Below are 13766 nucleotides of genomic sequence, written 5' to 3' on the forward strand. Positions count from 1 at the left end.
AATAGACTCTCAAGTTGTCAGAAAATTAAGCAATAGATAGTAACCACGCCATAGAAGATAACTTAAAGTTCAACCATAAAACATGATAATAGTCGGTTGCGGTTGTAAATGTTAACGGTGAAATACCATTGAGTGACTGTTGCATAGATCCAGGTAAATCAGACTGTTTTTTACACCAATCTGAAAATAACGCCAACATTGCAGGCATAGTGATTGTCGGTGGTGTTGGGTTAGCAAAAATGGCTTCTTCTAATGCTTGTATTGCACTTAACCATTTTGTGAGTTGCTGAGCAGTTGTATCACTAGGAGAAAGGTTCACCACACTCAACGATAAAGCAGGTTTATCCTTTGCTAAATAATAGCCACGAGCCGCTTTACTGCGAGAAGCGAGGCGCAATCCTCCCTTCTCACCCAAATAAGTCGCTAATGCGATAACATCTGACACATCGCCTTTTTTAAGCTCTAACTCGAACTCTTCGATCGGTAACTCATATTGATGAGTACGAATAGTACCTTTATCTAATACCACTTCAATTTGGCTATTTTGAAAATCCACCAGCCAGATTTCACGATAAAAATCGGTATTAAACAGCACATTGAGTTGTGTTTCTAATAGGGTTAAATCTGTATTTTCAGGCCAGATTTCTGCTGGAAAGCGAGCTAAATCTAATTTAGGTTGCTCTAATTTCACATTATATTCTGGACGTTGATGCAAACCTGCAACCACTTTACCGGCTGTTTTAATTGTCATTTCATAACTTTCATCAACACCACGAATACGCAACCCCATATCCCAACGACGAATTTGATTATCTGTCGTCTCAAAGTAAAGATTAGTCAGCTTTTTAGGTGCAGAGTGCTGATGAGGTAGAGTAAGAATGCGCTGAATAATGTGAGGAATAGCGGCAGGTATGGCACTCATTTTGAGTTCAGTTTCTAATTGGCTCATTCTATTTCCCTTAAGTAAATCAATTGATTAGTAAAATATTTGACGCATTTTCATTTTGCAAGTGATAGCCTAATAACAATAATGAATAAAAGGCAGATTATCCCTATATTCTACCAGTTAAGAGTGTTCTCATTCTGGTTTACTATTTGCTTACGCAAACTTTACTCTTTAGTATCAGTAAAAATATTCTCTTGTATAGATAAAAAAGTTGAAAACATAATGCGAAAATTACCCTTACTTTTTCTTTCCTTACTTGGCTTAGGCGTTTCTCTGAGCTCACACGCAGAAACTCGTTATGTTTCCGATGAATTATCCACTTATGTACACAGTGGACCAGGAAATCAGTATCGAATTGTTGGCTCTTTAAACTCGGGCTCAACCGTTACTGTCATTTCTCGTAACGCAGCAACGGGTTATGTACAGATTAAAGACGATAAAGATCGTACCGTTTGGCTACCAGAAAGCCAACTCAGTGCCCAACCAAGTATGCGTACTCGTATTCCTGCTATGGAAAAAGAGATCCAAACACTGCGCGATAAACTGGCGAATATCGATCAAAGCTGGAACCAACGCACCACTGATATGCAAAATAAAGTTTCAAACAGCGATGACATCATCAATGGCTTGAAAAAAGAAAATGAACAAATGAGAACAAAGCTCGCTGTCGCAGAGAAAAAACTCGATTTTGCTAATCAACAATTAGATGACAGACAACGCGATATCATCTTACAGTGGTTTATGTATGGTGGTGGTGTTGCAGGTGCAGGTCTTGTTTTTGGTCTGATCCTTCCACATATTATTCCGCGCCGTCGTAAACGTAATGATCGTTGGATGAACTAATATCCAGCCAAAGGAACAGTGATCCCGTGAATATATACCTTGTTGGTGGCGCTGTGCGCGACCAACTATTACAGATGCCAGTAAAAGACAGAGATTGGGTTGTTGTTGGTGCAACACCTCAAATGCTGTTACAACAAGGCTATCAACAAGTAGGCAAAGATTTTCCTGTTTTTCTTCATCCAGATACTCATGAAGAGTATGCCCTTGCGCGTACAGAACGAAAATCAGGCTCAGGTTACACGGGTTTCACTTGTTATGCGGCACCAGATGTCACGTTAGAAGACGATCTCGCACGTCGTGATCTCACCATTAATGCCATTGCTTATTCTGCTGATGGTGAATATGTCGATCCTTATCATGGCATAGATGATATCCATGCAAGACAACTTCGCCATGTTTCTGAAGCCTTTTCAGAAGATCCTTTAAGAGTTTTGCGAGTTGCACGTTTTGCTGCACGATTTGCACTTTTAGGATTTAATGTTGCACCTGAAACACTGCAATTAATGAAAACGATGGCACAAAGTGGCGAGCTAAATGCACTGACTGCTGAACGTGTTTGGAAAGAGACAGAAAAAGCCCTTGAGAGCCCCGCGCCTCAAGTCTATTTTGAAGTTCTACGCCAATGTGGTGCTTTAAGCGTTCTTTTCCCTGAAATTGATGCTTTGTTTGGTGTTCCTGCGCCTGAAAAATGGCATCCAGAAATCGATACAGGCATTCATGCCATGATGGTACTCAATATCGCCAGCCAATTAACCGACGATATTGCAGTGCGCTTTAGCGCCTTATGCCATGATTTGGGAAAAGGATTAACACCTCCTGAAAATTGGCCTCATCACCATGGACATGGTCCTGCTGGTGTTCCCTTAGTTGAAGCCTTATGCCTGCGTTATCGTATTCCTAATCATATCCGTGATTTGGCACGCTTAACGGCAAGATTTCATGATCATATCCATCGTATTGATAGAATGCGCCCTTCAAAAATAATCCGCTTATTTGATGCTATTGATGCATGGCGAAAACCTGAACGTGTTGAGCAATTAGCAATGGTGAGTGAAGCCGACGCTAGAGGACGCAAAGGATTAGAAAATCTCGTTTACCCACAACGCGCGTTTCTTTGCCAAGCTTTCGCAATTGCAAATAATGTGGATATTAAGCCAATTATTGAAAGTGGATTAAAAGGAAGTGCAATACGAGATGCGCTAACCAAGCAACGAGAAGTCGCGATTATAAAATGGAAATCGCGACTTAATCAGGATCAGCACTAATTAAGCTTTACGCTCAATAATCACACCCACGTTTTTGGCTTGTGCAACAGCCCCAGGTTTCGCTAATTTAATTTTTACTCTAGGTACAGCAAATTGAGTTATCAATAGCTGTGCCACTTCTTCTGCTACACGTTCAACTAATTCAAAACGTCGAGTCTCAACATAGTCAATGATTGCATTACTCACACTGGCATAATCTAAACAATGAACCACATCATCGGTTTGGGATGCGCGTTTGTTATCCCATTCCATTTCGATATCGAACACTAATTTTTGCTTTATGGTTTTTTCCCAATCATAAACACCGATTGTGGTTATTACTGATAATTGCTCAATAAATACGATATCCATCACGTCATCTCTTATTTTTTCTGCTCATCGGATACCACTTCCGATGAAATATGCGTATTATCCATACATGCCTAACGAACTTACATAAACATTGGAGAATACAAATGAGTGCTAACGCACTTGGAATGATCATCTTCGCCTACTTGTGCGGCTCAATCTCCAGCGCGATATTGATTTGCCGACTGGCAAGACTACCTGATCCAAGAAAATTTGGCTCTGGCAATCCCGGAGCGACCAACGTCCTACGTATTGGTGGAAAAGCGGCCGCAGCGGCAGTACTTATCTGTGACGTCCTAAAAGGGATGCTCCCTGTTTGGCTCGCCTACTACTTAAATGTGCCTCCTTTTTACCTCGGCATTGTGGCAATCGCGGCTTGCCTTGGGCATATCTACCCTGTTTTCTTCCACTTTAAAGGCGGAAAAGGCGTCGCCACTGCGTTTGGTGCTATCGCTGCCATTGGTTGGGATTTAAGTGGTCTTATCGCAGGAACATGGTTACTCACCGTCTTACTGAGTGGCTATTCATCACTTGGCGCGATCATCAGCGCACTGCTTGCCCCTTTTTACGTTTGGTGGTTTAAACCAGAATTCACTTATCCCGTCGCGTTATTATCATGTCTTGTACTTTACCGTCATCATGACAATATTCAACGTTTATGGCGCGGCCAAGAGAGCCGGATCTGGCACAAATTGAAGAAAAAAACTGAAAAAACGGAAAAAGAGATCATTCAAGAAGCGAAAGAGCAAGAAAAAGAAGATTAATTAGCTTCTGTTTAAAATTTGAATTGAAAAAAGAAAAGCCACTTTAAAGTGGCTTTTCTTTTGCAGATATCATGTGCCAAATTAGAAATAGACACTTTACAATATATTATTTATTTTCAAGGGCGGGCAATTCAGCTAAAGGCCAGCGTGGTCTTACAGTCACACTTAATGGGCCTTCTGTACCGCCTTTAAAGCGGATCATTCCCGCTAATGCAATCATTGCACCATTATCAGTACACAGTTCAGGACGCGCATAAAAAACTTCGCCACCTAATTGCTTCATCACGGTTTCCATTTTCGCACGTAATGTCCGGTTAGCACTTACACCACCCGCCATCACTAAACGTTTAAAGCCCGTTTGTTCTAAAGCTCTGCGACATTTTATCGCTAGCGTATCAACAACAGCATCTTCAAATGCCCGTGCAATATCAGCGCGAGTTTGGTCTGAATCGTCATTTTGACGAATTGTATTAGCCGCAAAGGTTTTTAAACCAGAGAAACTAAAGTCAAGCCCCGGTCTGTCTGTCATTGGGCGAGGAAAAACAAATCGACCTTCTGTGCCCTGCTGCGCCATTTTCGATAATACAGGACCGCCGGGATAATCTAATCCCAACAATTTTGCTGTTTTATCAAAAGCTTCGCCAGCAGCATCATCGATAGATTCACCTAATAAGGTGTATTCGCCAATTCCTGTCACACTGATTAACTGTGTATGACCACCAGAAACCAAAAGCGCCACAAACGGAAACTCAGGTGTTTTCTCTTCAAGCATTGGCGCCAATAAATGGCCTTCCATATGATGAACAGGAATAGCAGGAACATCCCATGCAAAAGCTAATGAGCGCCCAATTGTTGCACCTACAAGCAAAGCGCCAACAAGACCGGGGCCCGCAGTATAAGCAACCGCATCAATATCTTTTGCCGTAAGATTTGCTTCTTTCAGTGCCGCTTGAATAAGAGGTACTGTTTTACGGATATGATCCCGTGAAGCAAGTTCAGGAACTACACCACCATAATCGGCGTGCAGTTTAATTTGGCTATAAAGTTGATTCGCTAATAGACCGGCTTTATCATCGTAAATTGCGATACCGGTTTCATCGCAAGATGTTTCAATACCTAAAACTCGCATGACGCTTCCAAATTCTTCTTCGCGGACTCGCGTAATAAATCGATTGTACCATTATTTCGATGATTTTATACGCCTTCGGCACATCTTTTACATACCAGCATGTGACAAATTCCTTTTTCTGTTCTATAATTATCCACCTATTTTAAGTGATTTAAATGTGTGGTTAGCGATTTTCGCTTTTCGTGTTCTCCCAAAAAAGACACAAAAGTGAGAGTTTGCGTTTCAATTTTGTGCATCTCTTTACAAAGTGCCCTGCTTTGAAGTAAAATTCCGCACCATTTTAAATGTCGGCTGGCTTAAATAATGCCAGCGCAAACCGATTTCTATTGAGGTGAGAGGCACATGCCGGTAATCAAAGTACGTGAAAACGAGCCATTTGACGTTGCTCTTCGTCGTTTCAAACGCTCTTGTGAAAAAGCAGGCGTATTAGCAGAAGTTCGTCGTCGTGAGTTTTATGAAAAACCAACGACTGAACGTAAACGCGCTAAAGCATCAGCAGTAAAACGTCACGCTAAAAAATTAGCTCGCGAAAACGCACGTCGTACTCGTCTGTACTAATATTTTGCGGCTTATACCGCAACGTATGCAGACACTGTAGTCGCAGTTAAAGGCCGTGCTTTCTTCTGAGAGCGCGGCTTATTCTCGTTCAACAACAGGCGTAAAAGGGCTTATGGCTGGACGAATTCCACGTTCATTTATCAATGATTTGCTAGCTCGAACCGATATCATCGATCTTATCGACGCTCGCGTGCCGTTAAAAAAACAAGGCAAAAATCATTCAGCGTGTTGTCCGTTTCATAATGAAAAAACGCCCTCTTTCACAGTAAATAGCGACAAACAGTTTTATCACTGTTTTGGTTGCGGCGCGCATGGCAATGCTATTGATTTTTTAATGAATTACGACAGGCTCGAGTTTGTCGAAACCATTGAAGAGTTAGCAGCAATGCATGGGTTAGAAGTTCCTTATGAAACAGGAACAGGCAGTAGCCCTATTGAACGACATATAAGACAAAATCTCTATCAAGTGATGGAGAAGTTGAATCAGTATTATAGTAGCGCTCTCAATAAACCTGATGCACAGGAAGCAAGAAACTACCTTGCGCATCGTGGGCTTACTGAAGATATTATTACCCGTTTTTCTATTGGGTTTGTACCAACAGGTTGGGATAACGCCCTAAAACGTTTTGGTCAAAGTGCCGATAATAAAGCCTTACTTCTTGAAGCGGGTATGGTAATAACTAACGATAATGGTCGTACTTATGATCGTTTTCGCCAACGAGTCATGTTTCCTATCCGAGATAGACGTGGCCGTGTTATTGCCTTCGGTGGACGAGTATTAGGTGATGATTTACCTAAATACTTGAACTCACCAGAAACAGAGATATTCCATAAAGGCCGCCAACTTTACGGACTTTATGAAGCACAACAATCTAATAATAACGTCACAAAGCTATTAGTTGTTGAAGGTTATATGGATGTTGTGGCATTAGCGCAGTTTGGTATTGATTATGCCGTTGCCTCATTAGGAACCTCCACTACAGCAGAACATATCCAGTTGCTCTTTCGGACAACGGATAACATTATTTGCTGCTATGATGGAGATAGGGCCGGTCGTGATGCCGCATGGCGAGCATTGGAAACCGCCCTTCCTTTTTTAAATGATGGTCGCTCTTTACGTTTTATGTTTTTACCCGAAGGTGATGATCCTGATTCATTGGTTCGTCGTGAAGGTAAAGAAGCTTTTGAAAAACGTATGGAACAAGCACATTCATTATCAGAATTTTTATTTGATTCACTCGTTCCTCAAGTGGATCTGAGTACTCAAGAAGGCAATGGTAAGCTGTATAGTTTAGCCAGACCATTAATAGATAAGATCCCAAGTGAAACTTTACGTCTATATTTATTAAGAGAGCTTGGAAGCTTAACGGGAAATCCCGATATAGAGCAGATGGATCGTTTATTTGGTAGAACGCCGGTTAATCACGAATTATCGTATCAACCGACAAAATTACGCACAACACCGATGCGTATATTGATCGCCCTATTGATACAAAACCCAGAATTCTCTAAATTAGTGCCCCCTCTCGAGGGATTAAGTACAGAAAAAATTGCAGGTCTATCGCTTTTTATTGAATTAGTTTCCGTTTGCCAAGCACAACCGGGCCTAAATACAGGACAGATTATCGAACTCTATAGAGAGAATAAATTCGGTAAACAGCTTGAAAAATTGGCAATGTGGAACGATATAGATATAGATGAGATTGCAGAGAAAACCTTTACAGACACGTTAGATCATCTTTTTTTAACCGCAATGGACGAACGTTTAAACGCCCTTATTGCGAAAGAGAGAACAGAAGGCCTAACGCAAGATGAACGCGAAGAAGTCCAATTGATAATACAGGCACGCGTTAAAAAGTAAACACAGAATTAAGATTAAAAACACGGCTTAATTGCCGCTATCGGTAGGTACTAAAAACCTACATTTGCTACGCTGAGGGGACCGTAGCAATCGACAATGAAATGCCCCTCCGTAGTTATTGTTGGCTGAACAGTTATCGCCGACCGACACCAACCCAAATTACTTTGAAGTGTGGATACCGTCTTATGGAGCAAAACCCGCAGTCACAGCTGAAGCTACTTGTTACTAAAGGTAAGGAGCAAGGCTACCTGACCTATGCTGAGGTCAATGACCATCTGCCGGAAGATATCGTCGATTCAGATCAAATCGAAGACATCATCCAGATGATTAACGACATGGGCATTCAGGTTATGGAAGAAGCACCTGACGCCGATGATCTGATGCTGGCAGAAAATTCAAATGATACTGATGATGATGCTGCAGAAGCCGCAGCTCAGGTACTTTCTAGTGTAGAATCTGAGATTGGCCGTACAACCGACCCTGTGCGTATGTATATGCGCGAAATGGGTACCGTTGAACTGCTCACCCGGGAAGGTGAAATTGATATCGCAAAACGCATTGAAGATGGTATTAACCAAGTTCAATGTTCCGTTGCAGAATATCCTGAAGCAATTACTTATCTTCTTGAACAGTACGATCGCGTTGAAGCTGGCGAAGCACGTCTTTCAGACTTAATTACTGCGTTTATTGACCCTAATGCCGAAGAAATGGCAGAAAGTGAAGATGTCAACTTAGGCAAAGATGATGATGAAGTTGACAACAGCGCTGAAGACGAAGATGAAGACGAAGATGAAGATGGCGACAATGACAGCGATAGCGATGATGATAACAGCATCGATCCTGAATTAGCGCGTCAGAAATTTACTGAGCTTCGTGAGCAATACGAAAAAACTCGCCAAACTATCAAGGCGAAAGGTCGTAACCACAAAGATACAGAGCTTGAAATCTTATTGTTATCTGAAATTTTCAAACAGTTCCGTTTAGTACCGAAACAGTTTGATTATCTGGTTAACAATATGCGTGACATGATGGACCGAGTTCGTGCTCAAGAGCGCCACATCATGCGTCTTTGTGTTGATCAAGTTAAGATGCCAAAGAAAAACTTCATTACTTTGTTTACAGGTAACGAAACCAATGACACATGGTTCACTGCCGCTCGTGCAATGAATAAGCCGTGGTCCGAAAAACTGGCAGGTATTGAAGAAGAAGTACAACGCAGCTTACAAAAACTGCAACAAATCGAAGTTGAAACTGGACTGACAATCGAACAGGTTAAAGATATTAACCGTCGTATGTCTATCGGTGAAGCAAAAGCACGTCGTGCAAAAAAAGAGATGGTCGAAGCGAACTTACGTCTCGTTATCTCTATCGCGAAAAAATATACCAACCGTGGCCTACAGTTCCTTGACCTAATTCAGGAAGGGAATATCGGCCTGATGAAAGCGGTTGATAAATTTGAATACCGTCGTGGTTATAAGTTCTCAACTTATGCAACATGGTGGATCCGTCAGGCAATTACTCGTTCAATCGCTGATCAGGCGCGTACAATCCGTATCCCTGTTCACATGATTGAAACGATTAATAAACTGAACCGTATTTCTCGTCAAATGTTGCAAGAGATGGGACGTGAGCCTTCACCAGAAGAGCTTGCAGAACGCATGCTGATGCCTGAAGACAAGATCCGCAAGGTACTGAAAATCGCTAAAGAACCAATCTCCATGGAAACCCCAATCGGTGACGATGAAGATTCACATTTAGGTGATTTTATCGAGGATACGACTCTCGAGTTACCACTGGATTCTGCAACATCAGAAAGCTTACGTTCAGCAACTCACGAAGTGTTAGCAGGTTTAACATTACGTGAAGCAAAAGTCCTGCGTATGCGTTTCGGTATCGATATGAATACCGACCATACCTTGGAAGAAGTGGGTAAACAGTTTGATGTTACCCGTGAACGTATTCGTCAGATTGAAGCGAAGGCACTGCGTAAATTACGCCACCCAAGCCGTTCTGAAGTGTTACGTAGCTTCCTTGATGAGTAATCAACTTACTTTTCAATAAAAGTTATAATCAACGCCTGTGATATCACAGGCGTTTTTTTATGGGATTTCAAAACGGTATCTGCAATCTATCCAAGCTACGATAAATTTCACCTACACATATTTATAAAAAATAGCCTTATTATTTATATTATTGTGCCTATACGTAAGCTTATCCGTTAATCATTACACTATGTTATTGATATCACAGTTATTCTCTGTTTTATTTTTTTATTGTTTAGATTGAACAGAATTTGCGCATACAGTCATTCAAAGGCTAGACCTAGTGCCAAATGGCACGTATAATCTCATCCCATTAGGCCCCTTAGCTCAGTTGGTTAGAGCAGGCGACTCATAATCGCTTGGTCACTGGTTCAAGTCCAGTAGGGGCCACCAATTTTTTACTGATTTATCAGTGTATTAAGCCACCTTTCACTGGGTGGCTTTTTTACATCTGCAAGCTGATGGCAGCAAAATAGCAGCAGAGATTTTTTATATTAGCTATCTTTGGTAATTAATTGCTTCATAACATGGAGAATAGTAATGAATGCCAAGCAAAAACCGATGCTTGATGCTATGAAATTATATGAAAATGCTATTACCTCAATCCAACTAGGTATTGAGGATTTTGAATTATCAAAAAGTAAGCCAGAAAGAGCATTATCATCTGTACGAAATCTATTTTCCGGTATGTTACTTTTATTTAAATATAAAATCGCATCATCTGTAAATGATCCAACTGATGCTTATGAATTAATACTTAATCCTCCTGCAATCTTGCCTGTTCTTGATGATAAAGGAGGATTTAACTGGCGTCCTAACGGTAATTTCAAGAAAACAACTATTGATGTTGAAGGAATAAAACAGCGTTTTAACAATTTCGGCATAGATGTAAATTGGGCTATTATAAAGACACTCCACGACTGCCGTAATGAACTAGAACACCTGCATCCTCGTCATACGTTTGGGGAATTAGCCGGCTTTATTGCTAACTTGTTTCCTGTTTTACATGATTTTATTACTGAAAAATTGCATCAGTCGCCATTAGATATATTGGGTTCTTCTTGGAAGATAATGCTTGCACACAAAGAGTTTTATGATAATGAACTTAAGGTATGTGAGAATTCTTGGGAATCAGCTGATATTCCTGAAGGGCTACAAGAATACCTAGTTAAATGTTGTTGTGAAAACTGTGGTTCAAAACTTATTAAAGCTAATCAAGAGGATATTGATGAAGGGAAAACTTTTGACCGTGATGAAGATACTCTTAAATATAACTGTTCATCGTGTGCTCATAGTGATCTTATTTGCCCCGAACTCTTTCATAGACTTGATATGGCGCATGATTGCAATCCACAAAATGGAGACGAACCACTCATTGAAGAATGTTATGCCTGCCGACATCATACATTTTTAATTTATGAACAAAAATGCGTGTGGTGTGGCAACACATTAGACTACGAAAATTGTAGTGTATGCGATGAACACCTGAAGCAGGATGACCAAGATAACGACGGTTTATGTAGTTATCACTACTATCAATTTACCAAGAACGATTAATTATATAATTTCAGTTTTCCAAATCCCGCAATGCCACGCCGTTCCTGGCTTTTTGTAATTATGCGACGTTTGTGGTGATCGTTTTCCTCTCACGTAAAATAGAATATTTCCTTTCATTTCAATGCATTGATTTTTTACCGCGATCCTTTTTTAGATCTTCTGACTGAAAAAAACTGAAAAACCTTTCACAAATTTCAGTTGCGGGATATCTGCAACTCCTCAGCAGTGGCGCGGTCTGGTGTATCGGTTTGAAGAATTTTAAAACTGAAATAATTTTCTGATCCAAAAACCGCAGGCGGGTGCAGTGTAGTGCGTTTTACGTGGCGAAGTGAATTACTTCGTGCGGTTCCTGCGCGTCTGGTGCTGAGTACTCGGGCGATCTCTTTTGTGGACGGCGGTTTGTATTCGCGGGTGTTGCGTGACGTGTAGTGGCTCTGGTGCGGTTATATTGCAGGCATAAAAAGCCCGCGTCTGCGGGCAATATCATCAGAAGATTGTCAGCCAATCACAGGGCTGTATTTTTGTTTGAGTCCGTCCGATTTGACGGCGGTGCCATTACTGGCAGTGGCGTTGTCCGGGGTGCCGGTGTTGGCGTGAGTGTGCCCGGCTGTAAGTTCGGCCAGTTCTTTACCACGTCGAGTGTGTCTAACATCAGCTACGTCACGTTGATTTCCTCACTGCCTATCCAGACAACCGGCGCAATGATTTCCTGTTTCCGCCCTTCAGCTCATTGACCAGCACTGACGACTGACACTGCAACTGCTCAAGCAGTCCGTCCAGTATTGAAGCGTCCTCTGTTTCGTCGGTCAGTTTCAGCAGCTCAAGGCACGTCAGCATGTGCGGCTGATCCGAATTCAGTTTGTTGCGCAGCATCTGCGGACGCATTCCGATGTTCTCCGCAATCCGGACCAGATCACCTTTGTGCTTTGTAGAAAACGCAATACACGCAATTTCAAAGTGGTTTTGTTTGGACACCTGATAATCAAACATGGTCTTTATTCTCAAAAAGCGAAAGAATTACTTCGCTTCCAGTGAAATGTTGCAGGCTGCGGCAGCTCCAACAGTCAGCGCCAGCATGTTGATGAAGACTCTTCCGCTCTTCATATTCGGACTTTTAGCACGAACCGGCAGACGGCCATCTTTAATCATGTCGCGTACGGTCTGTAATGCCATGACGGCGGCAAAACTCGTCTACCGGCAGAAATGATTCCTGTACCGCGATTGTAATGTTAGGACGCATAAGGCAAAATCCTCTTATCTATGTTCGGCTTCATTCGATGCCATTCGTGTACATTTTGTATCTAAATCTGAACATTACTGTATAAAATGTAAACCATCAACTGCTGAACTGAACTTTTTGTACATAGGGTTAGTTATGTCCCAATTTAAACTCGTGATGGATGGCGCTAGCGCACCTGTATTAGATCGCATAACTGAAACTTATGGTTTCGGATCAAAAATAATGCTTGCTGAGCATTTTGATATGGCAGCAAGTTCAATATCAGCACGCTATCGCCGAGGTGGATTCCCCTCTGACTTGGTTGTTCAGTGTATGGCTGAAACTGGTGTCACCTTAGAGTGGTTGGCCACTGGAAAGGGGAAAATGTATGAAAACCAGTCAGCCGATATTCTGCGTCTAAAAAACCATAAACTGATTGATGGTGAAATGTTTGAAGCTGGCGAGCTGATGATTGATAAGGTGATGTTCGGTGCTGGTACCCCGCTCCCATCCTCTCCAATCAGTATGCAGTATGCAGGATGGTAAAAATTATTACCTGGTAGATAAAAAACACGGTAAAGTATTCGATGGGCAATGGCTGGTAAAAATTGATGGCCGTTTCAGTATCCGCACACTAACCAGAATGCCTATGCAAAAAGCCCGTGTCTCCGGCTCTGGCATGGCGTTTGATTGTGACCTGGCTGATTTAACTGTTGTCGGGCGGGTTGTTGCTGAAATTAACGTGGAGTAATTATGGTACAGGTTTTATTCTTTGTTTATTGCAGCGCCAGAGATAATTTATCCGTACAACTAATTATCAATGTGTCAGAAAATAACGACTACCTACAAGGAATTAGCGTTAGGCAAGATGACGCAGGCCAGTTAAAAACATTTAGTAAAGACCGCGTTGTTGAATACTTCGAATCTCTTGAAGATGCTCAAGAGTTTATATCCAGCGGTATAGAGGCCGGATTTTTTACTATTAAAGAACCAAAACCAGAAACATTCGATGTTCATTTCACAGGATTTCGCCGAGCTGATAAAGCTATTCTTGAAGAAATGGCCTCAGCTGCAAATATGGAAGTTCGCAAATCCGTCACAAAAAACTAAGTCTGTTGTGCTATGGCTACAACGCAAGTCAGATGAAGATGGATAAAGCTCGTGGTATGGGCGTAATCATCCTTAACGAAGATCAATTCCGGCGTTTCATTGAAACTGGTGATTTTACTGATTG

15 protein-coding genes and 1 tRNA gene are annotated in these 13766 nt (G+C 41.7%); 11 read left to right on the top strand and 5 right to left on the bottom strand.

The window, feature by feature from the left end; all coding sequences use genetic code 11:
- Nucleotides 1-25: 25 nt before the first annotated feature.
- On the bottom strand, nt 26-949 hold the full coding sequence (locus EHE21_RS15570) for an inorganic triphosphatase (protein ID WP_194951169.1): 924 nt from the start codon (nt 947-949) through the stop codon (nt 26-28).
- A gap of 219 nt (nt 950-1168) precedes the next feature.
- On the opposite strand from EHE21_RS15570, the gene EHE21_RS15575 reads away from it, so the two are divergent.
- Nucleotides 1169-1789, top strand: a complete 621-nt coding sequence (locus EHE21_RS15575; protein WP_088494638.1) for a TIGR04211 family SH3 domain-containing protein — start codon at nt 1169-1171, stop codon at nt 1787-1789.
- A 26-nt stretch (nt 1790-1815) separates the two neighbouring features.
- Nucleotides 1816-3054, top strand: coding sequence for a multifunctional CCA addition/repair protein (locus EHE21_RS15580; RefSeq protein ID WP_194951170.1), 1239 nt, complete (start codon nt 1816-1818; stop codon nt 3052-3054).
- On the opposite strand, the gene folB is transcribed toward EHE21_RS15580, so the two are convergent.
- Complete coding sequence (gene folB, locus EHE21_RS15585; RefSeq protein ID WP_075672896.1) at nt 3055-3405, bottom strand: bifunctional dihydroneopterin aldolase/7,8-dihydroneopterin epimerase; 351 nt, start codon at nt 3403-3405, stop codon at nt 3055-3057.
- Nucleotides 3406-3509: 104 nt separating this feature from the next.
- Here folB and plsY point away from each other — a divergent pair, with 104 nt between their 5' ends.
- On the top strand, nt 3510-4166 hold the full coding sequence (gene plsY, locus EHE21_RS15590) for a glycerol-3-phosphate 1-O-acyltransferase PlsY (protein ID WP_075672895.1): 657 nt from the start codon (nt 3510-3512) through the stop codon (nt 4164-4166).
- Nucleotides 4167-4272: 106 nt separating this feature from the next.
- Here plsY and tsaD read toward each other — a convergent pair whose 3' ends face one another.
- On the bottom strand, nt 4273-5295 hold the full coding sequence (gene tsaD, locus EHE21_RS15595; RefSeq protein ID WP_194951171.1) for a tRNA (adenosine(37)-N6)-threonylcarbamoyltransferase complex transferase subunit TsaD: 1023 nt from the start codon (nt 5293-5295) through the stop codon (nt 4273-4275).
- A gap of 342 nt (nt 5296-5637) precedes the next feature.
- On the opposite strand from tsaD, the gene rpsU reads away from it, so the two are divergent.
- The 5 genes from rpsU (at nt 5638) to EHE21_RS15620 (ending at nt 11313) form a co-directional block, all read left to right on the top strand.
- Nucleotides 5638-5853: a 30S ribosomal protein S21 gene (gene rpsU / locus EHE21_RS15600; protein ID WP_001144069.1), complete on the top strand. Its 216-nt coding sequence runs from the start codon at nt 5638-5640 to the stop codon at nt 5851-5853.
- Between the two features lie 112 nt (nt 5854-5965).
- Nucleotides 5966-7714, top strand: a complete 1749-nt coding sequence (gene dnaG, locus EHE21_RS15605) for a DNA primase (RefSeq protein ID WP_194952689.1) — start codon at nt 5966-5968, stop codon at nt 7712-7714.
- 185 nt (nt 7715-7899) lie between these two features.
- Nucleotides 7900-9756 carry an RNA polymerase sigma factor RpoD gene (rpoD, locus tag EHE21_RS15610; RefSeq protein ID WP_109373053.1) on the top strand — a complete coding sequence of 619 codons (1857 nt, stop codon included), beginning with the start codon at nt 7900-7902 and terminating at the stop codon, nt 9754-9756.
- Between the two features lie 316 nt (nt 9757-10072).
- Nucleotides 10073-10149: transfer RNA gene (locus EHE21_RS15615), tRNA-Ile, on the top strand.
- Nucleotides 10150-10296: 147 nt separating this feature from the next.
- The gene (locus tag EHE21_RS15620; protein WP_194951172.1) at nt 10297-11313 is read left to right on the top strand and encodes a hypothetical protein; all 1017 of its coding nucleotides are present in this window, start codon (nt 10297-10299) and stop codon (nt 11311-11313) included.
- Between the two features lie 681 nt (nt 11314-11994).
- Here the strand turns inward: EHE21_RS15620 and EHE21_RS15625 are convergent.
- Nucleotides 11995-12303 (bottom strand): phage regulatory CII family protein, encoded by a 309-nt coding sequence (locus tag EHE21_RS15625; protein ID WP_194951173.1) that lies wholly within the window; start codon nt 12301-12303, stop codon nt 11995-11997.
- Between the two features lie 27 nt (nt 12304-12330).
- Entirely contained in the window at nt 12331-12486 is a 156-nt protein-coding gene (locus EHE21_RS15630) for a hypothetical protein (protein ID WP_324187745.1), read from the bottom strand.
- A 202-nt stretch (nt 12487-12688) separates the two neighbouring features.
- Here EHE21_RS15630 and EHE21_RS15635 point away from each other — a divergent pair, with 202 nt between their 5' ends.
- From EHE21_RS15635 to EHE21_RS15640, 3 genes are read left to right on the top strand one after another with little or no spacing between them, the layout of a single operon-like run.
- Nucleotides 12689-13078: a helix-turn-helix transcriptional regulator gene (locus tag EHE21_RS15635; protein ID WP_324187746.1), complete on the top strand. Its 390-nt coding sequence runs from the start codon at nt 12689-12691 to the stop codon at nt 13076-13078.
- Complete coding sequence (locus tag EHE21_RS19015; RefSeq protein WP_324187747.1) at nt 13065-13283, top strand: phage repressor protein CI; 219 nt, start codon at nt 13065-13067, stop codon at nt 13281-13283. The genes EHE21_RS15635 and EHE21_RS19015 overlap by 14 nt, the downstream gene beginning before the upstream one ends.
- Before the next feature lie 2 nt (nt 13284-13285).
- A complete protein-coding gene (locus tag EHE21_RS15640) occupies nt 13286-13642 on the top strand; it encodes a hypothetical protein (protein ID WP_228766701.1) in 357 nt (118 codons plus the stop codon).
- The last annotated feature ends 124 nt before the right edge of the window (nt 13643-13766 follow it).

It is taken from the genome of Proteus sp. GOKU (assembly GCF_015475555.1).
GTDB classification, from domain to species: domain Bacteria; phylum Pseudomonadota; class Gammaproteobacteria; order Enterobacterales; family Enterobacteriaceae; genus Proteus; species Proteus mirabilis_B.

What these genes read in the sequence shown, in the direction of transcription:
- tsaD (WP_194951171.1), bottom strand. Translation starts at nt 5,295, where the DNA reads ATGCGAGTTTTAGGTATTGAAACATCTTGCGATGAAACCGGTATCGCA.
- dnaG (WP_194952689.1), top strand. Translation starts at nt 5,966, where the DNA reads ATGGCTGGACGAATTCCACGTTCATTTATCAATGATTTGCTAGCTCGA.
- EHE21_RS15630 (WP_324187745.1), bottom strand. Translation starts at nt 12,486, where the DNA reads ATGGCATTACAGACCGTACGCGACATGATTAAAGATGGCCGTCTGCCG.
- folB (WP_075672896.1), bottom strand. Translation starts at nt 3,405, where the DNA reads ATGGATATCGTATTTATTGAGCAATTATCAGTAATAACCACAATCGGT.
- EHE21_RS15570 (WP_194951169.1), bottom strand. Translation starts at nt 949, where the DNA reads ATGAGCCAATTAGAAACTGAACTCAAAATGAGTGCCATACCTGCCGCT.
- EHE21_RS15640 (WP_228766701.1), top strand. Translation starts at nt 13,286, where the DNA reads ATGGTACAGGTTTTATTCTTTGTTTATTGCAGCGCCAGAGATAATTTA.
- plsY (WP_075672895.1), top strand. Translation starts at nt 3,510, where the DNA reads ATGAGTGCTAACGCACTTGGAATGATCATCTTCGCCTACTTGTGCGGC.
- EHE21_RS15575 (WP_088494638.1), top strand. Translation starts at nt 1,169, where the DNA reads ATGCGAAAATTACCCTTACTTTTTCTTTCCTTACTTGGCTTAGGCGTT.
- EHE21_RS19015 (WP_324187747.1), top strand. Translation starts at nt 13,065, where the DNA reads ATGCAGGATGGTAAAAATTATTACCTGGTAGATAAAAAACACGGTAAA.
- EHE21_RS15625 (WP_194951173.1), bottom strand. Translation starts at nt 12,303, where the DNA reads ATGTTTGATTATCAGGTGTCCAAACAAAACCACTTTGAAATTGCGTGT.
- rpoD (WP_109373053.1), top strand. Translation starts at nt 7,900, where the DNA reads ATGGAGCAAAACCCGCAGTCACAGCTGAAGCTACTTGTTACTAAAGGT.
- EHE21_RS15620 (WP_194951172.1), top strand. Translation starts at nt 10,297, where the DNA reads ATGAATGCCAAGCAAAAACCGATGCTTGATGCTATGAAATTATATGAA.
- EHE21_RS15635 (WP_324187746.1), top strand. Translation starts at nt 12,689, where the DNA reads ATGTCCCAATTTAAACTCGTGATGGATGGCGCTAGCGCACCTGTATTA.
- rpsU (WP_001144069.1), top strand. Translation starts at nt 5,638, where the DNA reads ATGCCGGTAATCAAAGTACGTGAAAACGAGCCATTTGACGTTGCTCTT.